At 63.9% G+C, this 23,509-nt stretch carries 18 protein-coding genes, 1 tRNA gene and 1 pseudogene; 16 read left to right on the top strand and 4 right to left on the bottom strand.

Annotated features, from left to right (window positions below; genetic code table 11):
• The 10 genes and pseudogenes from DK459_RS01755 to rpoC all read left to right on the top strand — a co-directional run.
• Nucleotides 1-68: pseudogene (locus tag DK459_RS01755) on the top strand (elongation factor Tu); the annotation flags it as partial.
• 150 nt (nucleotides 69-218) lie between these two features.
• Nucleotides 219-294, top strand: a tRNA-Trp gene (locus DK459_RS01750).
• 64 nt (nucleotides 295-358) lie between these two features.
• Complete coding sequence (gene secE, locus DK459_RS01745; protein ID WP_006389585.1) at nucleotides 359-739, top strand: preprotein translocase subunit SecE; 381 nt, start codon at nucleotides 359-361, stop codon at nucleotides 737-739.
• Between the two features lie 9 nt (nucleotides 740-748).
• A complete protein-coding gene (gene nusG / locus DK459_RS01740) occupies nucleotides 749-1,282 on the top strand; it encodes a transcription termination/antitermination protein NusG (RefSeq protein WP_006389586.1) in 534 nt (177 codons plus the stop codon).
• Nucleotides 1,283-1,343: 61 nt separating this feature from the next.
• The gene (rplK, locus tag DK459_RS01735) at nucleotides 1,344-1,775 is read left to right on the top strand and encodes a 50S ribosomal protein L11 (RefSeq protein WP_006389587.1); all 432 of its coding nucleotides are present in this window, start codon (nucleotides 1,344-1,346) and stop codon (nucleotides 1,773-1,775) included.
• Nucleotides 1,776-1,777: 2 nt separating this feature from the next.
• A complete protein-coding gene (rplA, locus tag DK459_RS01730; protein WP_006389588.1) occupies nucleotides 1,778-2,479 on the top strand; it encodes a 50S ribosomal protein L1 in 702 nt (233 codons plus the stop codon).
• A gap of 249 nt (nucleotides 2,480-2,728) precedes the next feature.
• On the top strand, nucleotides 2,729-3,253 hold the full coding sequence (gene rplJ / locus DK459_RS01725) for a 50S ribosomal protein L10 (RefSeq protein WP_006389589.1): 525 nt from the start codon (nucleotides 2,729-2,731) through the stop codon (nucleotides 3,251-3,253).
• Nucleotides 3,254-3,334: 81 nt separating this feature from the next.
• Nucleotides 3,335-3,715, top strand: coding sequence for a 50S ribosomal protein L7/L12 (gene rplL, locus DK459_RS01720; RefSeq protein ID WP_006389590.1), 381 nt, complete (start codon nucleotides 3,335-3,337; stop codon nucleotides 3,713-3,715).
• Between the two features lie 163 nt (nucleotides 3,716-3,878).
• Nucleotides 3,879-7,991, top strand: a complete 4,113-nt coding sequence (rpoB, locus tag DK459_RS01715) for a DNA-directed RNA polymerase subunit beta (protein WP_006389591.1) — start codon at nucleotides 3,879-3,881, stop codon at nucleotides 7,989-7,991.
• Nucleotides 7,991-12,235, top strand: coding sequence for a DNA-directed RNA polymerase subunit beta' (gene rpoC, locus DK459_RS01710; protein ID WP_006389592.1), 4,245 nt, complete (start codon nucleotides 7,991-7,993; stop codon nucleotides 12,233-12,235). Before rpoB ends, rpoC begins: the two co-directional genes overlap by 1 nt.
• A 153-nt stretch (nucleotides 12,236-12,388) precedes the next feature.
• Here the strand turns inward: rpoC and DK459_RS01705 are convergent, their stop codons facing one another.
• A complete protein-coding gene (locus DK459_RS01705; protein ID WP_110134425.1) occupies nucleotides 12,389-12,742 on the bottom strand; it encodes a TssQ family T6SS-associated lipoprotein in 354 nt (117 codons plus the stop codon).
• Nucleotides 12,743-12,898: 156 nt separating this feature from the next.
• Between DK459_RS01705 and DK459_RS01700 the strand changes: the two genes are divergently transcribed.
• On the top strand, nucleotides 12,899-14,227 hold the full coding sequence (locus DK459_RS01700; RefSeq protein ID WP_024070787.1) for a hypothetical protein: 1,329 nt from the start codon (nucleotides 12,899-12,901) through the stop codon (nucleotides 14,225-14,227).
• A 25-nt stretch (nucleotides 14,228-14,252) separates the two neighbouring features.
• On the opposite strand, the gene DK459_RS01695 is transcribed toward DK459_RS01700, so the two are convergent.
• From DK459_RS01695 to DK459_RS01685, 3 genes are read right to left on the bottom strand one after another with little or no spacing between them, the layout of a single operon-like run.
• Nucleotides 14,253-16,577, bottom strand: a complete 2,325-nt coding sequence (locus DK459_RS01695; RefSeq protein ID WP_110134424.1) for a CHASE2 domain-containing protein — start codon at nucleotides 16,575-16,577, stop codon at nucleotides 14,253-14,255.
• A 5-nt stretch (nucleotides 16,578-16,582) separates the two neighbouring features.
• Nucleotides 16,583-17,692, bottom strand: a complete 1,110-nt coding sequence (locus DK459_RS01690) for a FecR domain-containing protein (protein ID WP_035184170.1) — start codon at nucleotides 17,690-17,692, stop codon at nucleotides 16,583-16,585.
• A gap of 33 nt (nucleotides 17,693-17,725) precedes the next feature.
• Nucleotides 17,726-18,442, bottom strand: a complete 717-nt coding sequence (locus DK459_RS01685; protein WP_006389598.1) for a response regulator transcription factor — start codon at nucleotides 18,440-18,442, stop codon at nucleotides 17,726-17,728.
• 259 nt (nucleotides 18,443-18,701) lie between these two features.
• Between DK459_RS01685 and DK459_RS01680 the strand changes: the two genes are divergently transcribed.
• From DK459_RS01680 to DK459_RS01660, 5 genes are all read left to right on the top strand, one after another.
• A complete protein-coding gene (locus DK459_RS01680; protein ID WP_006389599.1) occupies nucleotides 18,702-19,403 on the top strand; it encodes a response regulator transcription factor in 702 nt (233 codons plus the stop codon).
• Between the two features lie 598 nt (nucleotides 19,404-20,001).
• Nucleotides 20,002-20,379: a 30S ribosomal protein S12 gene (gene rpsL / locus DK459_RS01675; RefSeq protein WP_005017264.1), complete on the top strand. Its 378-nt coding sequence runs from the start codon at nucleotides 20,002-20,004 to the stop codon at nucleotides 20,377-20,379.
• Nucleotides 20,380-20,554: 175 nt separating this feature from the next.
• Nucleotides 20,555-21,025 (top strand): 30S ribosomal protein S7, encoded by a 471-nt coding sequence (gene rpsG, locus DK459_RS01670; protein ID WP_006389600.1) that lies wholly within the window; start codon nucleotides 20,555-20,557, stop codon nucleotides 21,023-21,025.
• A gap of 18 nt (nucleotides 21,026-21,043) precedes the next feature.
• Entirely contained in the window at nucleotides 21,044-23,146 is a 2,103-nt protein-coding gene (gene fusA / locus DK459_RS01665) for an elongation factor G (protein WP_020925816.1), read from the top strand.
• Between the two features lie 76 nt (nucleotides 23,147-23,222).
• On the top strand, nucleotides 23,223-23,509 hold a 287-nt coding region (locus DK459_RS01660), incomplete at its 3' end, for a GTP-binding protein (protein ID WP_233256742.1).

The following is a 23,509-nucleotide window of genomic DNA, read 5'->3' as shown; positions in this document are numbered from 1 at the left end:
TGCGTTTCGCCATCCGTGAAGGCGGTCGTACCGTCGGCGCCGGCGTCGTCGCCAAGATCCTGAAGTAAGCATACCCGGATGGGTAGAGTGGGCTCTCAAGCCCCTCTATCCATCTTTGCTGTAAAAGTAGTATGATGTTTGGTTCCGCAAGCCGCTACGCGTGGCGGCCTGGCTGGAACGGCGAAAGTGTAGTGCACGTGTAGTGATGTGTGAGTTTTAGGGGCATAGCTCAATTGGCAGAGCGTCGGTCTCCAAAACCGAAGGTTGTAGGTTCGATTCCTACTGCCCCTGCCACCGCCAGGATAAACCCGCGGGAGATCATCGCGAGTTACGCATTCACGGCGGCTCGCGTCGCAATATGTCTAATACCAGCGTAGAAACCGTAACCAGTACCGCCGACCGGGTCAAGCTCGGGCTGGCGGTTCTTGTCGTTATTGCTGGCATCGTCGGGTTTTCCGTGCTCAGCGCGCAACCGATGCCTGCCCGTATCGGCGTCTTTGTCGGCGGCCTCGTGATCGCAGCCGTGATCGCCTGGTTCAGCGAACCCGGCCGTCGCACCCTGAGCTTTGCCAGCGAGTCCTACAACGAAGTCAAGCGTGTGTCGTGGCCGACCCGCAAGGAAACGACCCAGATGACGGGCATCGTTTTCGCGTTCGTGGCGGTCATGGGCATTTTCATGTGGGTGCTCGACAAGGGCATCGAATGGATTCTCTACGGCCTGTTGTTGGGCTGGAAATAAGGACGGCGAATGAGTAAGCGTTGGTATGTCGTCCATGTGTACTCCGGCATGGAAAAAAGCGTACACAAGGCCCTGAACGAGCGCATCGAGCGCGCGGGCCTGCAAACGTCTTTCGGCCGCATTCTTGTGCCCTCCGAGGAAGTCGTCGAGGTCAAGGGTGGCCAGAAGTCGATCACCGAGCGCCGCATTTTCCCCGGTTATGTCCTGGTTGAAATGGACCTGACCGACGAAACGTGGCACCTGGTCAAGAACACCAACCGCGTCACCGGCTTTTTGGGTGGCTCGGGCAATCGTCCGACCCCGATTTCCGAAAAGGAAGTCGAAAAGATCCTCTCCCAGATGGAAGAGGGCGTCGAGAAACCCCGCCCCAAGATCCTGTTCGAAGTGGGCGAGATGGTTCGGGTCAAGGAAGGTCCGTTTGCGGACTTCAACGGCAACGTCGAAGAAGTCAACTACGAAAAGAGCAAGGTTCGCGTGTCTGTCACGATCTTCGGTCGTGCCACCCCCGTCGAACTGGATTTCAGCCAGGTCGAAAAGACCTGATTTCAACCCCCGGGGAGCCCTGGCCGCGCGCTAGGGCGATATAACCCGCAAGGAGCAAAGCATGGCGAAGAAGATCGTCGGCTTTATCAAGCTGCAAGTGCCGGCTGGTAAGGCTAACCCCTCCCCCCCGATTGGCCCGGCCCTGGGTCAGCGTGGCCTGAACATCATGGAATTCTGCAAGGCGTTCAACGCCAAGACCCAAGGCATGGAGCCTGGTCTGCCGATTCCGGTGGTGATCACCGCTTTCGCCGACAAGAGCTTCACCTTCATCATGAAGACCCCGCCCGCGACGGTCCTCATCAAGAAGGCCGCCGGCGTGCAAAAGGGTTCGTCCAAGCCGCATACCGACAAGGTCGGCACGCTGACCCGCGCGCAAGCTGAAGAAATCGCCAAGGCCAAGGGCCCCGATCTGACCGCCGCCGATCTGGACGCCGCCGTCCGCACGATCGCTGGCAGCGCCCGCAGCATGGGCATCACGGTTGAGGGGATCTAATCATGGCAAAACTGAGCAAGCGCGCCGCCGCCATTGCGCAAAAGATCGACCGCACCAAGCTGTACCCGGTCGCCGAAGCCCTGACCCTGGTCAAGGAAACCGCTGTCGCCAAGTTCAACGAATCGATTGACGTGGCCGTGCAGCTGGGCATCGACCCGAAGAAGTCGGACCAACTGGTTCGCGGCTCGGTCGTGCTGCCCGCCGGCACCGGCAAGTCGGTCCGCGTCGCCGTGTTCGCCCAAGGCGACAAGGCCGAGGCCGCCAAGGCCGCCGGCGCCGACATCGTCGGCCTGGACGACCTGGCTGACCAGATCAAGGCCGGTCAGATGGACTTCGACGTGGTCATCGCCTCGCCCGACACGATGCGTGTCGTCGGCGCCCTGGGTCAGATCCTGGGCCCGCGTGGCCTGATGCCGAACCCGAAGGTCGGCACCGTGACCCCCGACGTCGCCACCGCCGTCAAGAACGCCAAGGCCGGTCAGGTTCAGTACCGCACCGACAAGGCCGGCATCATCCACGCCACGATCGGCCGCGCGTCGTTCGGCGTGGAACAGCTGCAAACCAACCTGGCCGCTCTGGTCGACGCCCTGCAAAAGGCTCGTCCCGCCGCTGCCAAGGGCATTTACCTGCGCAAGCTGGCCGTTTCGTCCACGATGGGCGGCGGTGCGCGCGTGGAAATTGCCTCGCTGTCGGCTACCAACTAAGCCAACAGCTGTAAACGTACTTTGGGCCGCATCCGGATTCCTCCGGATGCTGCTGTCAAAGACCGCTGGAGCAGGTCGGTGGAAGCACTATCCCGCCGCCCCGCTTAATCCCGAAGCTCGCAAAGTTCGGATCCAGCGTAGACGGCGTCCCCAGGAAGATTTCTTTACCCGAAGAACTCGACCAGGCGCCGCATTCGGTTGACGCGCAAGGCTCCGGCCCCAGGCGTCTTTTGATGGAGTGTTCAAACCGTGAGTCTCAATCGTCAAGAGAAAGCGGTGGTAATCGAGGAAGTCTCGGCCGAAGTGGCCAAGGCGCAATCGATTGTTATCGCCGAGTACCGTGGTCTGGACGTCGCCTCTGTCACCGTACTGCGCAAAACTGCGCGTGAATCGGGCGTGTATCTGCGTGTTCTGAAGAACTCGCTGGCCCGTCGTGCTGTTGCCGGCACGGCTTTCGAGCCGTTGGCCGAGCAACTGACCGGTCCGCTGATCTATGGCATCAGCGCTGATCCGGTTACGGCGGCCAAGGTCCTCGCAGGTTTCGCGAAAAGCAACGACAAGCTGGTCATCAAGGCGGGCGCTCTGCCCAACAGCCTGCTGAACCAAGAAGGCGTGAAGGCCCTGGCCACCATGCCCTCGCGCGAAGAGTTGCTGTCGAAACTGCTGGGCACCATGCAAGCCCCCATCGCGCAATTCGTGCGTACGCTCAACGAAGTTCCGACCAAGTTCGCCCGTGGCCTCGCCGCCGTGCGCGACCAGAAGGCCGCGGCTTAATCCCCGCCCTTCACGGAAATTCGCTGAACGACCGAGCGACACCCAAACCCTGGCATTACCCAATATTTGGAGTTCTTAAAAATGGCACTTAACAAAGCTGAAATCCTTGACGCCATCGCTGGCATGACCGTGCTCGAACTGTCCGAGCTGATCAAGGAAATGGAAGAGAAGTTCGGCGTGTCGGCTGCTGCCGCCGCTGTCGCTGTCGCTGCTCCCGCCGCTGGTGGCGCCGCCGCCGCTGCTGAAGAGCAGACCGAGTTCACCGTTGTCCTGGCTGAAGCCGGCGCCAACAAGGTTTCCGTCATCAAGGCCGTGCGCGAGCTGACCGGTCTGGGCCTGAAGGAAGCCAAGGACCTGGTCGACGGCGCTCCGAAGCCCGTCAAGGAAGGCGTTGCCAAGGCTGACGCCGAAGCCGCCAAGAAGAAGCTGGAAGAAGCTGGCGCCAAGGTCGAAGTCAAATAAGACCTGCGTCAACTTGCCCGGGGACAGCGCAATTTGCCGTCCCCGGGCTTTTGCGTTTCCAGGAAACCCCTGCTGGGGTCATGCCCTTTCCAGAGGGGTTTCCTGGAGTCGTATCACCTGGGGCCGTGGTTGACGGCCCATGCAACCTCGAGTCGGAGTGCTCATGCCTTACTCGTACACCGAAAAAAAGCGCATCCGCAAAAGCTTCGCCAAGCGTGAAGACGTTCAAAACGTTCCCTTCCTTTTGGCGACTCAGCTTCAATCCTACCTAACTTTCCTGCAGGCGGATACCGCCCCGTCCGATCGCGTAGCCGACGGTTTGCAGGCGGCGTTTTCGTCGATTTTCCCGATCGTTAGTCACAACGGTATGGCGCGCTTGGAGTTCGTGAGCTATGTGCTCGGCGAACCGGTGTTCGATGTCAAGGAATGTCAGCAACGTGGCCTGACCTATGCCTCGCCCCTGCGAGCCAAGGTCCGCCTGGTGCTGCTTGACCGCGAAGTCAGCAAGCCCACCGTCAAGGAAGTGAAGGAACAGGAAGTCTACATGGGCGAGATTCCGCTCATGACCGGCACCGGTTCGTTCGTCATCAACGGCACCGAACGTGTCATCGTCTCGCAGCTGCACCGCTCGCCTGGCGTGTTCTTCGAGCACGACCGCGGCAAGACGCACAGCTCGGGCAAGCTGCTGTTCTCGGCCCGCGTGATTCCCTACCGCGGTTCGTGGCTGGATTTCGAATTCGACCCCAAGGACATCCTGTTCTTCCGCGTCGACCGTCGCCGCAAGATGCCTGTCACGATCCTGTGCAAGGCCATCGGCATGACGCCGGAATCGATCCTGGCCAACTTCTTCGACTTCGACAACTTCGAGTTGAAGAGCGAAGGCGCCATGATGGAATTCGTGCCCGAGCGTTGGAAGGGCGAAATGGCCCGCTTCGACATCGCGGACCGTTCGGGCAAGGTCATCGTCGAGAAAGACAAGCGTATCAACGCCAAGCACCTGCGCGACCTGGCTGCCGGCGGCATCCAGCGCATCTCCGTGCCGGAAGACTTCCTGTACGGCCGCGTGCTGGCCAAGAACATCGTTGACGCCGATACCGGCGAAGTCATCGCCAACGCCAACGACGAGATCACCGAAAGCGTGCTGGGCGCCCTGCGCGCCGCCAACGTGCACGACATCCAGACGCTCTACACGAACGACCTGGATCGCGGCCCGTACATTTCGCAAACGCTGCGCACCGATGAAACCGCCGACCAGATGGCCGCGCGCGTTGCCATCTACCGCATGATGCGTCCTGGCGAACCGCCCACCGAAGAAGCGGTGGAAGCGCTGTTCCAGCGCCTGTTCTACAGCGAAGAAACGTACGACCTGTCGCGCGTCGGTCGCATGAAGGTCAACAGCCGCCTGGGCCGTGGTGAGGACATCACCGGCCCGATGACGCTGACCAACGAAGACATCCTTGAAACCATCAAGGTGCTGGTCGAGCTGCGTAACGGCCGTGGCCAGATCGACGACATCGATCACCTGGGCAACCGCCGCGTGCGTTGCGTTGGCGAACTGGCCGAGAACCAGTTCCGCGCCGGCCTCGTGCGCGTCGAACGCGCCGTCAAGGAACGTCTGGGCCAGGCCGAGACCGAAAACCTGATGCCGCACGACCTGATCAACTCCAAGCCGATCTCGGCCGCCATCAAGGAGTTCTTCGGTTCGAGCCAGCTGTCGCAGTTCATGGACCAGACCAACCCGCTGTCGGAAATCACGCACAAGCGTCGTGTTTCGGCACTGGGCCCGGGCGGTCTGACCCGCGAGCGCGCCGGCTTCGAAGTGCGTGACGTGCACCCGACCCACTACGGCCGCGTCTGCCCGATCGAAACGCCGGAAGGCCCGAACATCGGCCTGATCAACTCCATGGCGCTGTACGCTCGCCTGAACGAGTACGGCTTCCTGGAAACGCCTTACCGCAAGATCGTCGACGGCCGCGTCAGCGACCAGATCGACTACCTGTCGGCCATCGAAGAAAGCCACTACGTCATCGCGCAGGCCAACGCCGCGCTGGACGAGGAAGGCAAGTTCGTGGACGACCTGGTGGCTTGCCGTGAAGCCGGCGAAACCATGCTGACCGCCCCGGCCAACGTGCACTACATGGACGTGGCCCCGTCGCAGATCGTGTCGGTCGCCGCCTCGCTGATTCCGTTCCTGGAGCACGACGACGCGAACCGCGCGCTGATGGGTGCCAACATGCAACGTCAGGCCGTGCCTTGCCTGCGTCCGGAAAAGCCGGTCGTGGGCACGGGTATCGAGCGCACCGTGGCCGTTGACTCGGGCACCACCGTGCAGGCGCTGCGTGGCGGCCTGGTCGACCACGTCGACGCCGAGCGCGTGGTGATCCGCGTGAACGACGAAGAAAACGTCGCCGGCGAAGTCGGTGTCGACATCTACAACCTGATCAAGTACACGCGTTCCAACCAGAACACGAACATCAACCAGCGTCCCATCGTCAAGCGCGGCGACCGTGTCGCCAAGGGTGACGTGCTGGCCGACGGCGCATCGACGGACCTGGGCGAACTCGCCCTGGGCCAGAACATGCTGATCGCGTTCATGCCCTGGAACGGCTACAACTTCGAAGACTCGATCCTGATCTCCGAAAAGGTCGTGGCCGATGACCGCTACACCTCGGTGCACATCGAGGAACTGACGGTCGTTGCCCGTGACACCAAGCTGGGTCCGGAAGAAATCACGCGCGACATCAGCAACCTGGCCGAGACGCAACTGAACCGCCTGGACGATTCCGGCATCACCTACATCGGCGCCGAAGTCAGCGCCGACGACGTGCTGGTCGGCAAGGTCACGCCCAAGGGCGAGACCCAGCTGACGCCGGAAGAAAAGCTGCTGCGCGCCATCTTCGGTGAAAAGGCGTCCGACGTTAAGGACACGTCGCTGCGCGTGCCTTCGGGCATGACCGGCACCGTGATCGACGTGCAGGTGTTCACCCGCGAAGGCATCGTGCGCGACAAGCGCGCCCAGTCCATCATCGACGATGAACTGCGCCGCTATCGCCAAGACCTGAACGACCAGCTGCGCATCGTTGAAAACGACCAGTTCGACCGTATCGAGAAGATGCTGGTCGGCAAGACCGTCAACGGCGGCCCGCGCAAGCTGGCCAAGGGCGCGACGATCACCAAGGCCTACCTGGCCGACCTGGATCGCTGGCAGTGGTTCGACATCCGCCTGGCCGACGAGCCCCACGCCGTGGTGCTGGAGCAGGCCAAGGAATCGCTCGAGCAGAAGCGTCACCAGTTCGACCTGGCCTTCGAAGAGAAGCGCAAGAAGCTGACGCAGGGCGACGAGCTGCCCCCGGGCGTGCTGAAGATGATCAAGGTCTACCTGGCCGTGAAGCGTCGTCTGCAGCCTGGCGACAAGATGGCAGGCCGTCACGGCAACAAGGGCGTGGTCTCGCGCATCACGCCGGTGGAAGACATGCCGCACATGGCTGACGGCACGCCGGCCGACATCGTTCTGAACCCGCTGGGCGTGCCCTCGCGGATGAACGTGGGCCAGGTGCTGGAAGTGCACTTGGGCTGGGCTGCCAAGGGCGTGGGTCACCGCATCGCCGACATGCTGCGCGACGAGCGCACCGCGCAGGTCAAGAACGTCCGTGCTTACCTGGACAAGGTCTACAACACGACCGGCACCGGCGCGCGCATCGACGAGCTGACCGACGAAGAAGTCATGGAAATGGCCCAGAACCTCAAGAACGGCGTGCCGTTCGCGACGCCCGTCTTCGACGGCGCGACCGAAGAGGAAATCACCAAGATGCTGGAACTGGCCTATCCGGACGACGTCGCCAAGCGCATGGCGCTGACGCCCTCGCGCACGCAGGCGTGGCTGTACGACGGCCGCACCGGCGAGAAGTTCGAGCGTCCGGTCACCGTCGGCTACATGCACTACCTGAAGCTGCACCACTTGGTCGACGACAAGATGCACGCGCGTTCGACCGGCCCGTACTCGCTCGTGACCCAGCAGCCGCTGGGCGGCAAGGCGCAGTTCGGTGGCCAGCGTTTCGGGGAAATGGAAGTGTGGGCGCTGGAAGCCTACGGCGCCGCCTACACCCTGCAGGAAATGCTGACGGTGAAGTCCGACGACATCACCGGCCGCACCAAGGTATACGAAAACATCGTCAAGGGCGATCACGTCATCGATGCCGGCATGCCGGAATCGTTCAACGTGCTGGTCAAGGAAATCCGCTCGTTGGCCCTGGACATGGATTTGGAGCGTAACTAATGAAAGCGCTACTCGACCTCTTTAAGCAAGTCTCGCAAGACGAGCAATTCGATGCCATCAAGATCGGCATCGCCTCGCCCGAGAAGATCCGTTCGTGGTCCTACGGCGAAGTTCGCAAGCCCGAGACCATCAACTACCGCACGTTCAAGCCCGAGCGTGACGGTCTGTTCTGCTCCAAGATCTTCGGCCCGATCAAGGACTACGAGTGCCTGTGCGGCAAGTACAAGCGCCTGAAGCACCGTGGCGTGATCTGCGAGAAGTGCGGCGTTGAAGTTACCGTTGCCAAGGTTCGCCGTGAGCGCATGGGCCACATCGAGCTGGCCAGCCCCGTCGCGCACATCTGGTTCCTGAAGAGCCTGCCGTCGCGTCTGGGCATGGTGCTCGACATGACCCTGCGCGACATCGAACGCGTCCTGTACTTCGAAGCCTGGTGCGTGATCGAACCCGGCATGACGCCGCTCAAGCGCGGCCAGATCATGTCGGATGACGATTTCCTGGCCAAGACCGAAGAATACGGCGACGACTTCCGTGCCCTGATGGGCGCCGAAGCCGTGCGCGAACTGCTGCGCACCATCGACATCGACCGCGAAGTGGAAACGCTGCGCGGCGAACTGAAGGCCACCAGCTCGGAAGCCAAGATCAAGAAGATCTCCAAGCGCCTGAAGGTGCTGGAAGGCTTCCAGAAGTCCGGCATCAAGGCCGAGTGGATGGTCATGGAAGTGCTGCCCGTGCTGCCGCCGGACCTGCGTCCGCTGGTGCCGCTGGACGGCGGCCGTTTCGCGACCTCCGACCTGAACGACCTGTACCGCCGCGTTATCAACCGCAACAACCGTCTGAAGCGCCTGCTGGAGCTGAAGGCTCCTGAAATCATCCTGCGCAATGAAAAGCGCATGCTGCAGGAAGCGGTCGACTCGCTGCTGGACAACGGTCGCCGCGGCAAGGCCATGACCGGCGCCAACAAGCGCCAGCTCAAGTCCCTGGCCGACATGATCAAGGGCAAGAGCGGTCGTTTCCGTCAGAACCTGCTGGGCAAGCGCGTCGACTACTCGGGCCGTTCGGTCATCGTGGTGGGTCCGCAGCTCAAGCTGCACCAGTGCGGCCTGCCCAAGCTGATGGCCCTGGAACTGTTCAAGCCGTTCATCTTCAATCGCCTGGAGATGATGGGCCTGGCCACGACCATCAAGGCCGCCAAGAAGCTGGTGGAAAGCCAGGAACCGGTGGTCTGGGACATCCTGGAAGAAGTCATCCGCGAACACCCGGTCATGCTGAACCGTGCGCCCACGCTGCACCGTTTGGGCATCCAGGCGTTCGAACCGGTGCTGATCGAAGGCAAGGCCATCCAGCTGCACCCGCTGGTCTGCGCGGCGTTCAACGCCGACTTCGACGGTGACCAGATGGCCGTCCACGTGCCGCTGTCGCTGGAAGCCCAGCTCGAAGCGCGCACGCTGATGCTGGCTTCGAACAACGTGCTGTTCCCGGCCAACGGCGAACCGTCGATCGTGCCGTCCCAGGACATCGTGCTGGGCCTGTACTACACGACGCGCGAGCGCATCAACGGCAAGGGCGAGGGCATCTTCTTCACCGACGTGGCCGAAGTGCAACGCGCCTACGACAACGGCGAAGTCGAGCTGCAAAGCCGCATCACCGTGCGCCTGAAGGAACACGAGCGTGACGAGAATGGCGAATGGCAGCCGGTGATCCGCCGCCACGAAACCACCGTCGGCCGCGCGCTGCTGTCCGAGATCCTGCCCAAGGGCCTGCCCTTCACCGTCCTGAACAAGGCGCTGAAGAAGAAGGAAATCTCGCGCCTGATCAACCAGTCGTTCCGCCGTTGCGGCCTGCGCGACACGGTGATCTTCGCCGACAAGCTGATGCAGTCGGGCTTCCGCCTGGCCACCCGCGGCGGTATCTCGATCGCCATGGGCGACATGCTGATCCCGTCGGCCAAGGAAGGCATCCTGGCCGAAGCCAGCCGTGAAGTGAAGGAAATCGACAAGCAGTACTCGTCGGGTCTGGTCACGTCCCAGGAACGCTACAACAACGTGGTGGACATCTGGGGCAAGGCCGGCGACAAGGTCGGCAAGGCGATGATGGAACAACTGGCCACCGAACCCGTGATCAACCGTCACGGCGAGGAAGTGCGCCAGGAGTCGTTCAACTCCATCTACATGATGGCTGACTCGGGCGCCCGCGGTTCGGCCGCCCAGATCCGCCAGCTGGCCGGCATGCGCGGCCTGATGGCCAAGCCGGACGGCTCGATCATCGAGACGCCCATTACCGCGAACTTCCGTGAAGGCCTGAACGTGCTTCAGTACTTCATCTCGACTCACGGCGCGCGTAAGGGTCTGGCCGACACGGCACTGAAGACCGCGAACTCGGGCTACCTGACCCGTCGTCTGGTCGACGTGACGCAGGACCTGGTGATCACCGAGGACGATTGCGGCACGTCGCAGGGCTACAACATGAAGGCCCTGGTGGAAGGCGGTGAAGTCATCGAGCCGCTGCGCGACCGTATCCTGGGCCGCGTGGCTGCCATCGACATCGTCAACCCGGACACGCAGGAAACGGCCATCACCGCCGGCACCCTGCTGGACGAAGACATGGTTGACATGATCGACCGCATCGGCGTGGACGAAGTCAAGGTCCGCACGCCGCTGACCTGCGAAACGCGCCACGGCCTGTGCGCGCACTGCTATGGCCGTGACCTCGGCCGCGGCACTTCGGTGAACCAGGGCGAAGCGGTTGGCGTCATCGCCGCCCAGTCCATCGGTGAACCGGGCACGCAGCTGACGATGCGTACGTTCCACATCGGTGGCGCGGCGTCGCGTTCGGCCCTGGCCAGCGCGGTGGAAACCAAGTCCAGCGGCGTGGTCGGCTTTGCCAGCACCATGCGCTACGTCACCAACGCCAAGGGCGAACGCGTCGCGATCTCGCGCTCGGGCGAACTGGCGATCTTCGACGACAACGGCCGCGAACGCGAACGCCACAAGATCCCGTACGGCGCGACCGTGCTGGTGGGCGACGGCGAGGCCGTGAAGGCCGGCGCGCGCCTGGCGACGTGGGATCCGCTGACCCGTCCGATCGTGTCGGAATATGGTGGCGCCGTCCGCTTCGAGAACATCGAGGAAGGCGTGACCGTGGCCAAGCAGGTGGACGAAGTCACCGGCCTGTCGACGCTCGTCGTCATCACGCCCAAGACCCGTGGCGGCAAGATCGTCATGCGTCCGCAGATCAAGCTGGTCAACGAGAACGGCGAAGACGTCAAGATCGCCGGCACCGATCACTCGGTGAACATCTCGTTCCCGGTCGGCGCGCTGATCACTGTGCGTGATGGCCAGCAGGTTGCCGTGGGCGAAGTCCTGGCGCGTATTCCGCAGGAATCGCAAAAGACCCGCGACATTACCGGCGGTCTGCCGCGCGTGGCCGAACTGTTCGAAGCCCGTTCGCCCAAGGATGCCGGCATGCTCGCCGACGTCACCGGCACGGTCTCGTTCGGCAAGGACACCAAGGGCAAGCAGCGCCTGGTCATCACCGACCTGGAAGGCGTCAGCCACGAGTTCCTGATTCCGAAGGAAAAGCAGGTGCTGGTGCACGACGGCCAGGTGGTGAACAAGGGCGAAATGATCGTGGACGGCCCGGCCGATCCCCACGACATCCTGCGCCTGCAGGGCATCGAGAAGCTGGCGACCTACATCGTCGACGAAGTGCAGGACGTGTACCGTCTGCAGGGCGTGAAGATCAACGACAAGCACATCGAAGTGATTGTTCGTCAGATGCTGCGCCGTGTGAACATCGTCGATGCGGGCGATACCGAGTTCATCCCGGGCGAGCAGGTCGAGCGCTCCGAGCTGTTGAACGAGAACGACCGCGTCAACGCTGAAGACAAGCGTCCGGCCACCTACGAAAACGTGCTGCTGGGTATCACCAAGGCCTCGCTGTCGACCGACTCGTTCATCTCGGCCGCCTCGTTCCAGGAAACCACGCGTGTCCTGACCGAAGCCGCCATCATGGGCAAGCGCGACGACCTGCGTGGCCTGAAGGAAAACGTCATCGTCGGCCGCCTGATCCCGGCCGGTACCGGCCTGGCGTACCACCATGCCCGCAAGGACAAGGAAGCCCTGGAGGCCGCGGAACGCGAAGCCGCCCGCCAGCTGGCCAACCCGTTCGAAGACTCGCCGGTCACGGTGGGCTCGGACGCCGATGTCCCGTCGTCCGACCTGGGCAGCGAGGACGCCGCCGAATAAGGGCGACGTCCGGTGCGCCCCCCGCGCAGGTCCGGCGGGGGAGGCCAGAAGCAAAAAGGCCGCTGATTCGCATCAGCGGCCTTTTTTTTGCCCGCGCGGGCCATGGCGGCGCTATTTGGCGGCCTGGCTCTTGGCGCGCTGGAACACCGGACCTCAGACCGGATGGCCGGCCTCGTTGGGCGCCAGTTCGAAGTTGGGATCGATCTGCAGGATGCGGCTGAAGCTGTCCTCGCACAACTGCGCGTAGCGGCTGACGCAATAGCTGAACGCCTGCAGCTTGTAGGCCTCGATGCGCACGGCCTTGCTGGACGCGGCCAGCTCATCGGAACGGGCGACGCCGCGGATCACTTCACCGTAGTGGCCGGCGCTGTACTGGTCGCGCACCTGTTGTAGCTGCTCCAGCGCTTGCGGCGTGGGCGCGCGGTCGGGGGCGCTGGCGGGCAGGCCGGCACAGCCGGCCAGCACAAACGAGGATCCGAGCACATTGCAGAGAAGGCGAATTTTCATAGGCTTTCAGCGAAGGGAGGAATTTGGCGATACGCTATCGTGCCACAGCCTGATGCGCTCGGACATTTTCGGCAATGTCCTTGCGTAACGGATTGGATAATATTCCGCCTATCAGCCGTTAACCCGTTTTCGCGCCCGTTGCGCAGTATTTTGAATATGTCTTCATCCGCCGGCCTGCATACGCCGCGCAGCCCTTTCTCAGGCGCCGCGCCGCTTGCCCTGCGCCCCTTGAGCGCCATCGCCGCCAGCGCGGCGGGCGGGGTGCCGGAGGCGCGCATCAAGCGGCTGCTGTCGGACCTGCTGCCCTCCCTGATGGGCCTGCATGCGCAGGGCGAAATATGTGGCGACATTTCGCTCGATACCGTCGGCATGGACGAAGGCGCGCGTGCTCACCTGCTGCCGGAATTGGCATTGCCGCGATCGCGCCGGACCGGGTTGACGCCGATCCCGGGCTTCGCGCCGTTCGAGCTGTATACGGACTCCGCCGAATGGCCGCGCGGTCCCTGGACCGACGTCTATGCGCTCTGTGCGGTGATGCACGCGCTGGTGATCGGCCTGCGGCCACCACCCGCGCCGGAACGCCGCGCCACCGACAGTTATGAGCCGTTGCTGTCCCTTGGCCTGACGAAGTACAGCCCGGCCTTTCTTGGCGCGATCGATCGCGGCCTGGCCATGCTGCCGGCCGATCGGCCGCAGACCCTGGCCGAGCTGGCCGCCATGCTCGACATCCCGGCCTATGCCGAGGCCGCGCCCGTCGCCCGCGAAGCGTCCCGGGCCGATGTCGCCGCGCCGGTCGCGCCTGCGGCACAAGAGGTGCGCAAGCCGCGCAATGCCGGCCGGCCGTTGCTGGTGCTGTTGCTCTTGGTGGCGCTGATCGGGGTGGGTATCTATGCCTGGGTCCGCCTGGGTATCGGAACGACGAATTCGCTCATCACCCGGTCCGAAGTGGTACAGCCCAATCCGCCTGCCGTGCCGCCCGTGCCGACCACGGCGCCGGCCGACCCGCCGGCTTCAACGGCGGCGCCAGCTTCGACGCCGGCGCCCCAGCCCGCGCCGCCTGTCCCGGTGGCAGGCACGGCGCAGGGCAGCGCGCCAGAGGCGGCCCCCACAGGTGAACGTGGGGCCGCGGCCGCGACGTCCGCCGAGGCGCCGGTTGGCTCAGCCCCGCCAGCCCCGGCCAGTCCCGCCATGCCCACCGAGCCAGCCGCCGCCGCCACGGCGCCGATCCCGGAAGCCGCCGCGCCGGCGCAGGACGAAGCACCCAAGCCCAAGCCGGTTCCCGTGCTGGTCCGCCTCGATATCCGGCCCTGGGGCGAGGTATGGATCAATGGCGTGGCCCGCGGCATCAGTCCGCCGGTCAAGGAACTGCGATTGATTCCCGGCAAGTATCAGGTGGTGCTGCGCAATGCCGATCTGCCGCCATACCGGACCACGCTGGAAGTCAGGCCGGGCAAGCCTGCCGTCATTTCCCACGTCTTTGAATAGCGCCCGGGGCGGGGCGCCCTTGGCCTCAAGTCGCCGGCGCGTCCTCGGGCGCAACGGGCAACCGCAGCGTGAACACCGAACCTTTGCCGGCTTCGCTGGTGACTTCGACCTCGCCGCCATGGCGTTGCGCCACCGTGCGCACGAAGGCCAGTCCCAGGCCCGCTCCGCCGACGTCGCCACGCGAGGCCACCCCCACGCGTGAAAACGGCTCGAACAATCGCGCCAGGTCGTGTGCCGCGATGCCTTGCCCCTGGTCGCGCACGTGGATCCGCCAGAATCCCGCCGCCTGGTCGATGGCGCATTCGATGCGCGTCCCGGCCGGGCTGTACTTGATGGCGTTGTCGATCAGGTTGCACAGGGCCCGCATCAGCAGTGTCTGGTCGCCGCGCGCATAGGCGGCGGGCAGCGGCGCAGCCACCTCCAGCCGGATGCCGCGCTTGTGCGCCGCCGCCCAGAACTCGTCGACGCCGTCCTGCAGCAGGCTGCCCAGGTCCAGCTCCACCGCGTTGATGGCCATCGACTCGGCCCGCGTCAAATGCACGAAATCATCGACCAGGTGCAGCGTGCGGTTGGCCAGCGCGGCGATCCGGGTAAGCGTTTCATCCCCGCCATCCGTTGTCCCGCCGTCCTGCTTCATCTCCACCAGCGCCAGGATCGAACTCTGCGGCGCCCGCATGTCATGCGAGATGAAGCGCAGCGTTTCCTCGCGCTGGCGCTCGGCCTGGCGGATGCCGGAGATATCGGTCAACGTGGCGACGGTGCCGGCGAAATTCCCTTCGGCCGTATGGATCGGCGCGCATTTCAGGATCAGGTCGCGGCCGGCGTGATCGCGCACCTCCAGATCGGCAGTCCAGGGGGATTGCTCGGCGATCGGTCCCTGGCCGCTCAGTACTTGGGCGACGCGCTGGCGTGTCGATTCGTCGCCGATGGTCTTCTCGAGCAGGTGGACCGCCGGGTGCCCGACCCGCGGTGGCCGCATGCCCAGCCGCTGGAAATACATCACCGCTGCCTGGTTGCGGAATTGCATGCGGCCATCCTGGTCGAACACCAGCGTGGCGTCGGGCATGCCGTCCAGGCCGTCGGCCAGGAACCGCCGCAGGTTGCGCACGCGCGCGAGCGCGCGCCGCAATTCACCGACCCGGCTTTCGAGCGATGCGCTGGGGCCGCCGGATTGCGCCCGCGCTTCGTTAAGCACCGGCGGGTATTCGCGCTGCAGCCGGCGCAGTTCGTTGTCCATGTAGCGCAGCGCGGCTTCCTGGCTGCGCCAGCTCCACAGCGGGTAGCACAACGCCACGCCCACCAGCGCGGCGGTGGGCGCGAACCACAGATAGGTGTGGCCCAGCAGCAACAGGCTGACGAGCAGCACCAGGGCGAGCAGGGCGATGTTCACCAACAGCGCCAGGTTGGGCGACAAGCGCCATAGCGCCAGGCACGCCAGCAGCACGGGCAGGGCCGAATACAGCGCGTTCAGCCACGGGGCGGGCGGCTGGAAGGCGATGTCGTCGTTGGCCGCCTGCAGCAAATTGGCGATGATCTCCACGCCCGGCATGCCACTGACCTCGTGGGATACCGGCGTGGTGTACGCGTCGCCCAGGCCGGTGGCCCAAGCGCCCACCAGCACGTATTTGCCGCGCAGCTGCTCCGCTGGCACGTCGCCGCGCAGGACCGATAGATAGGACACGGCGCGGGTATGCGCCGCCGGGCCCGCATACGGAATCAGGATGCTGCCGTCCGCCCGGGCGCGCCGTAGCAGGCGTTGCGCCAGGTCCGCCTGCCCGCCCACGTCCAGCATGGTCAGCGCGAAATGCTGCCAGCGCTGGCCGGCGAAACGCGCCGTCAGGACCGCTGATCGCAGCACGCCATCGGCATCGAGGTTGGCGTTGATGAAGCCGCTGCCGGCTGCCGCCTGGGCCAGGGCGGGGATGGGGGCGCTGATCGACGTGGGATAGATCAGCCGGTCCAGTACCACCGGCAGCACCGTGCGGCCATTGCGCCGGATACTGTCGGCAAGGATGACGTCGTCACCGGGGTAGGTGGTGTCGGGTTCGGCGAAGATCAGGTCCAGTCCCACCGCGCGCGCGCCTTGCAGCCGGTCCAGCAGCGCCGCATGCACCGCCCGGCGCCAGGGCCAGCGCCCCAGCGCGTCGATGCTGCTGTCGTCGATCGCCACGATTACGATGTCGGGCGAGATATCGCGCCCCGTCAAGGCGACGGCGCGGTCATACAGGATCTGGTCGACGCGCCCCAGTCCATTGAACCAGCCGAGCAACGCCGCCAGCAGCGCCAGCGCCACCGTCAACCACAGGCCTGATCGCGAGGCCCGGTCGATGGGATCGGTGGCGTCTGCCATGGGCCCTAGTACTCGGTCAGGGTCACCAGTCCGCCGGTGCCGGTGGCGACCCCGAGGCCGCTGCTGGTCATGAGCTGGTTCACCCCGGTGAAAGTGGCCATGGCGTCGCGGCCGCCCAGGCCCAGTTCATCGACCGCGCGCACCGTCACGTAGAAGGTGCCCGGACCGGGGGCGCTGAAGCGGATGTCGGCAGTGGGAAAGCGGGTCGAGGACACCAGCTGCGTGCCGTCGGCATCGCGCGCGACGCGCACCAGGTAGCTTCGCGCGCCGGGCACCGGTTCGAATGCGCTGGTCCAGACGCCGCCGCCGGCACGCACGGGTTGGCCGAGTTGCGGCGCGGCCAGCAACCGCCGCACGCCCGAGACGTTGCCGTCCGCGCCGATGGCTGCGCCATAGCCCTTGGCCACCGACACGGGTTGCGCCGGCGCGGCGCCGGGCGCGTGCGGCTGCAGCCGCACACTGCCTTCCAGCACTTCGCTGTGGACACCATGGCTGCCGCTTTGCACGCGGAAACGCGTGCCGCGCACTCCCGTGACGGCGACCGGCGTGCGCACTTCGAAACGGCCTACACCCTGGCCGGCCGGCGCGACACTCGATTCGACGCTGCCGCGCTCGACATGGATGACTGAATCGGTCAGGTTGGTGCCTTCGAACTGGCGCAGGCGCGTCAATTCGACCGCGCCGTCGGCCGGCAGCGTGAGCTTGGAGCCGTCGGCCAATTCCAGCGTCACGAAACCATTGGGCGCGGTCACGACCTTGCTGCCTTCGCTCACGCTCGCGCCGGGTTTGAGCGACTGTCCGTCGATGTTCGCCTGGCCACTGACATGCACCACGCGCGCGTCGGCGGCGCGTTCGGGGATCATCGACAACGGGATGCGCAGCTCCAGGCCGATGGGCAGGCGCTCGGGCGTGGTGACGCTGTTGAGCGTCTGCAGCGGACTCCAGTTGGCCTGATTGCGCGTGTAGGTGGAAGCGATGTCGATCAGCGTGTCGCCTTGGCGCACGCGATAGATGAAATTGTCTCCCAGCGCGCCAGCGGGCTGGCCATGCGAGGAAGTGGCGAGCAGCAGGCCGGAAAGCAGGGCAAGCAAAGAAAGCGCGCGGCAGCGGCTCATGACTTTCAAATCTCCAGGTAATGCCGCCAGGCGCTAACGCGTGGGGGGCGGGCTATCTTCAGGCGGACTCAGCAACTCCAGCCGGTAGCCGAGCGCGTAGGAAGAACTCAGGCGCACGCCATGTTCCGGGCGCAGCTGGAGCTTTTGCCGGATGTTCGACAGGTGGGTGTCGAGCGTGCGGGAGGTGGCTGGAATCTCGCGATTCCAGACGCATTCGGCCAGCACATCGCGCGACATGAGCCGGCCCAGGTTGCGAAAGAACAGCAACGCGAGCTCGAACTCCTTGGGCGCCAGCGCGACCTGCGCGCCATCGAGCGAGATCGCGCGCGCAGCGGGGTCGACGCGATAGCTGGCGACGTCGAACGGTTCGTCGGCAGGCTCGGCGATCTGGCTGCGGCGCAGCAACGCCGCGACGCGGGCCAGCAGTTCCAGCGGCCGCAGCGGCTTGACGATGTAGTCGTCGGCGCCGGCGCGCAGGCCTTCCACCAGGTCGTCCTCGCTGGACCGGTTGGTCAGGAAGATGACGGGAACGCGCGGGCCGATGTTGGCGCGCAACCAGCGCACCACATCGTCGCCGTCGATATCGGGCAGGTGCCAGTCCAGCAGCACCAGGTCAAACGTTTCATTACGCAAAGCGGCAAGCAGGTCACGGCTTTGCTGATAACTGGTGCAGGTGTATCCGGCGGCAGTCAGGACTTGCTGGATACGTTTCGCCTGGTCCAGGTCGTCTTCCAGCGACGCGATTTTCATCAGACGTGGTCTCGCGAAGGTTGGCTGCGCAAGCGCGCCCTGTGGCGCCCTACTGCAAGAAGAAGAAAGGATTGTGTAATGGAATGATAACTCGCGTCGCGTCACTGTTGGCTACGTTGTGCCAAGAACTGTCAAACATTGCAAACTTGACGAATCTTGACTGGAGTTGTTGCACAACAACGGGTCAAACTGTCCTCAACCTTCCTCCAACCGGCGCGGTCTGCCGGGCAAGGGGAGGCAGAAGGGATGGAAAGAACCTATGAATCAATTGCGCGTACTGATGATGTCGCCGGACGAGGCCGCACGTAACACCGCTGTGTCCGCACTGCTTCAAGCTGGAATTTCGGCCCGTGGCTGCTCGACTTCTCTGGAATTGTTCGGCCTGCTCAGCAATGGCACCTATGATGCCGTGGTGCTGAATGTAGGGACGCTTGGCGAGATCGGCTATGCCCTGGTCGCCCGCCTGCACGGCTCCTCGTCCCTGGGTATCGTGGTGATGGGGAACAATCTGTCCCTGGAAACCCGCCTGCGCTGTCTGCAGAGCGGCGCCGACGCCTGCCTGCCGCCGCCGCATGACCCAAGAGAGCTGGCCTGCATCCTGCTGGCGCTGGCCCGCCGCCTGCCGGCCGGCCAGGACGCCGCCGCGGCCGATGAACCCCTGCCTGGCCAATGGGAGCTGCGCGATCAGGGCTGGACCCTGGCGGCGCCCTCCGGCACCACGATTTCCCTGTCCGCCAACGAGCGGCTGATCGTGCGTTCGCTGCTGGAAGTGGCGGGCAGGGCGGTGGGCCGCAACGAGCTGGGTGACGAGCTGCGGGTGGAAGGGGGCGGTTCGCGCTCCAGCGGCACGCGCAGCATCGACGTCATCGTCAGCCGCCTGCGCCGCAAGGCCGAGCTGGCCGGTGTGATGTTGCCGATCCGCACGGTCTACGGCAGCGGATACCTGTTCGCCGATCAGTAAGCCGCCCGCATCGTCCGCCACCGGCTACCATTGCCGCCTGGCTCCCTGGACCCCGCGCTCGCGCCACGCGTCGCGTGAGGTTCGCGACCCCGTGCTATCCCGCACCGGCCGTTCCCGTCGGCGGTTGGTAATTTGGCCCCATTTTTGCCGACCTGGGCGCGAGTTGCGCTTATCTGGCCGTCTTTTGCCGGCAACACGCCCACGCGCCATGCGCGCAAAAGTTTTTGACAGTGCGCCAAGTTCTAAGCTATGCTAAAGGGCTTACTGCTTTATTCGCGCGCAAAGTTTGATGCCAGGGGCGGCGACCATGTGTGGTCAAAGACGTGTGGTCAAAGCGCCAGGAAGACAGGTCCGGCCCTTCGTGCTAGCGAAGCGCCCAAGGCCAAAGGGGTGCGTCACGAGCCTCCGTCGACCGACGCTGCCAGCTCCCAAACATCAGGTTTGTGCGTTTGTCATGGTTTGTTGGCAAGCCCGCTCTTTTACGTATTTGAACGTTTGAGGCGGTTTTGCGCGAGCCGCCTTCTCCAAGAGTCCATTGCTCGAGGAGACGAGTACGTAAGTACTTACCCAGTGGTACGTAAAAGGGATTTCAAAGGTCATGCCTACCATTAGCCAACTCGTGCGCAAGCCGCGCGAAGTCAGCATCATCAAAAGCAAGAGCCCCGCGCTCGAAAACTGCCCGCAACGCCGCGGCGTGTGCACTCGCGTGTACACCACCACCCCCAAGAAGCCGAACTCCGCTCTGCGTAAGGTTGCCAAAGTGCGTCTGACCAACGGTTACGAAGTCATTTCGTACATCGGCGGTGAAGGCCACAACCTGCAAGAGCACTCGGTGGTTCTGGTGCGTGGCGGTCGTGTGAAGGACTTGCCCGGTGTGCGTTATCACATCGTGCGCGGTTCCCTCGACCTGCAAGGCGTCAAGGATCGCAAGCAAGCCCGCTCGAAGTACGGCGCCAAGCGCCCGAAGAAGGCCTAAGGGCTCGCAACGCGAGTCAGCAGTACCCCCGAGTGACGGCCATCCGTCATCAGGGAAGTGCAACCGCGCCAACCGCAATACAGGAAGGTGCGCGGCACGTAAGGGGTCGTCTTATTGGACGGCCATGGCCGTGTAATGAAACACGGTTCAACTGAACAGACACAAGGAAGCAACAATGCCCCGTCGTCGCGAAGTACCCAAGCGCGAGATTCTGCCCGATCCCAAGTTCGGCAGCGTCGAACTCGCCAAGTTCATGAACGTCGTCATGCTGGACGGCAAGAAGGCCGTCGCCGAGCGCATCGTCTACGGTGCCCTCGAGCAAGTCGCCACCAAGACCGGCAAGGAGCCGATCGAGGTGTTCAGCCTGGCGATCAACAACATCAAGCCGATCGTCGAAGTCAAGAGCCGCCGCGTTGGCGGTGCCAACTACCAAGTGCCGGTTGAAGTGCGCCCCGTGCGCCGCCTGGCCCTGGCTATGCGTTGGCTCCGTGAAGCCGCCAAGAAGCGTGGCGAGAAGTCGATGGATCTGCGCCTTGCTGGCGAACTGATCGACGCCTCCGAAGGTCGTGGCGCCGCGATGAAGAAGCGCGAAGACACGCACAAGATGGCCGAGGCCAACAAGGCCTTCAGCCATTTCCGCTGGTAATTTAAGGACTAACCCACCATGGCCCGCAAAACCCCGATCGAGCGCTATCGCAACATTGGCATCTCTGCGCACATCGATGCAGGGAAAACCACCACGACCGAACGTATCCTGTTCTACACCGGCGTCAATCACAAGATTGGCGAAGTGCATGATGGCGCCGCCACCATGGACTGGATGGAACAAGAGCAAGAGCGTGGCATCACCATTACGTCGGCTGCTACGACGGCGTTTTGGCGTGGCATGGCCGGCAACTACCCCGAGCACCGCATCAACATCATCGACACCCCGGGGCACGTGGACTTCACCATCGAGGTGGAACGTTCCATGCGCGTCCTGGACGGTGCCTGCATGGTCTACTGCGCGGTGGGTGGTGTTCAGCCCCAGTCCGAAACCGTGTGGCGCCAAGCCAACAAGTACGGCGTGCCGCGTCTGGCGTTCGTCAACAAGATGGACCGTACCGGCGCGAACTTCTTCAAGGTCTATGACCAGCTGAAGACGCGTCTGCGCGCGAACCCCGTGCCCATCGTGATCCCCATCGGCGCCGAAGACACGTTCCAAGGCGTGATCGACCTGGTCAAGATGAAGGCGATCATCTGGGACGAAGCCAGCCAAGGCACCAAGTTCGACTACAAGGACATTCCGGCCGAGCTGGAAGGTACCGCTGCCGAATGGCGTGAAAAGCTGGTTGAAGCCGCCGCCGAGTCGTCGGAAGAGCTGATGAACAAGTACCTGGAAACGGGTTCCTTGGACGAAGCCGAAATCAACCTGGCCATCCGCCAACGCACCATCGCTGGCGAAATCCAGCCGATGCTGTGCGGCACCGCCTTCAAGAACAAGGGCGTGCAGCGCATGCTGGACGCGGTCATCGACTACCTGCCTTCGCCCGTGGACATTCCCCCGGTCGACGGCCAGGACGACGATGGCAACGCCATCAACCGCAAGGCTGACGACAACGAGAAGTTCTCGGCGCTGGCGTTCAAGCTGATGAGCGATCCGTTCGTGGGTCAGTTGACCTTCGTGCGCGTCTACTCGGGCGTCCTGAAGTCGGGCGATACGGTCTACAACCCCATCAAGGGCAAGAAGGAACGTATCGGCCGCATCCTGCAGATGCACGCGAACAACCGCGAGGAAATCAAGGAAGTTCTGGCCGGCGACATCGCCGCCGTGGTGGGCCTGAAGGACGTGACGACCGGCGAAACGCTGTGCGATGTCGATTCGCACATCCTGCTGGAGCGCATGGAGTTCCCCGAGCCCGTGATTTCGCAGGCCGTCGAACCCAAGTCGAAGGCCGACCAGGAAAAGATGGGCCTGGCGCTGTCGCGCCTGGCGCAGGAAGATCCGTCGTTCCGCGTGCGCAGCGACGAAGAATCCGGCCAGACCATCATTTCCGGCATGGGCGAGCTGCACCTGGAAATTCTGGTCGACCGCATGAAGCGCGAATTCGGCGTGGAAGCGAACGTCGGCAAGCCCCAGGTGGCCTACCGCGAAACCATCCGCAAGACCTGCGAAGAAGTCGAAGGCAAGTTCGTCAAGCAGTCGGGCGGTCGTGGTCAGTACGGTCACGTGGTCCTGAAGGTCGAACCGCTCCAGCCGGGCGGCGGCTACGAGTTCGTGGACGCCATCAAGGGCGGTGTGGTTCCTCGCGAATTCATCCCCGCGGTGGACAAGGGCATCCAGGAAACGCTGCCTGCCGGCATCCTGGCCGGTTACCCGGTCGTGGACGTCAAGGTCACGCTGTTCTTCGGTTCGTACCACGATGTGGACTCGAACGAAAACGCGTTCAAGATGGCCGGCTCGATGGCGTTCAAGGAAGGCATGCGCAAGGCCAGCCCCGTGCTGCTCGAACCGATGATGGCCGTTGAAGTCGAAACGCCCGAAGACTACGCCGGTACCGTGATGGGCGATCTGTCCTCGCGTCGCGGCATGGTCCAGGGCATGGACGACATGGTCGGTGGTGGCAAGACCATCAAGGCTGAAGTTCCGCTGGCCGAGATGTTCGGTTACGCCACGAACCTGCGTTCGCTGACGCAAGGTCGTGCCACGTACACGATGGAATTCAAGCATTACTCCGAGGCCCCCAAGAACGTCGCTGACGAAGTCATCGCCGCTCGGGCCAAGTAAATAACCCTCGCCGCGACCGCCCACAAGGCGGCGCGGCAAATATCGAAATTTCCTTGAAAGTCAAAGGATAGAGATCATGGCAAAAGGCAAGTTTGAACGCACCAAGCCGCACGTGAACGTCGGCACCATCGGTCACGTCGACCACGGCAAGACCACCCTGACGGCGGCGATCACGACCGTTCTGTCGACCAAGTTCGGCGGCGAAGCCAAGGGCTACGACCAGATCGACGCGGCTCCTGAAGAAAAGGCTCGCGGCATCACGATCAACACGGCCCACGTCGAGTACGAAACGGAAACGCGCCACTACGCGCACGTTGACTGCCCGGGCCACGCTGACTACGTCAAGAACATGATCACGGGCGC

Source organism: Achromobacter sp. RW408 (assembly GCF_003184165.1).
GTDB lineage: Bacteria > Pseudomonadota > Gammaproteobacteria > Burkholderiales > Burkholderiaceae_B > Achromobacter > Achromobacter xylosoxidans.
Note: the sequence above shows the minus strand (reverse complement) of the source record. Positions and strands in the feature narration are given on the sequence as shown.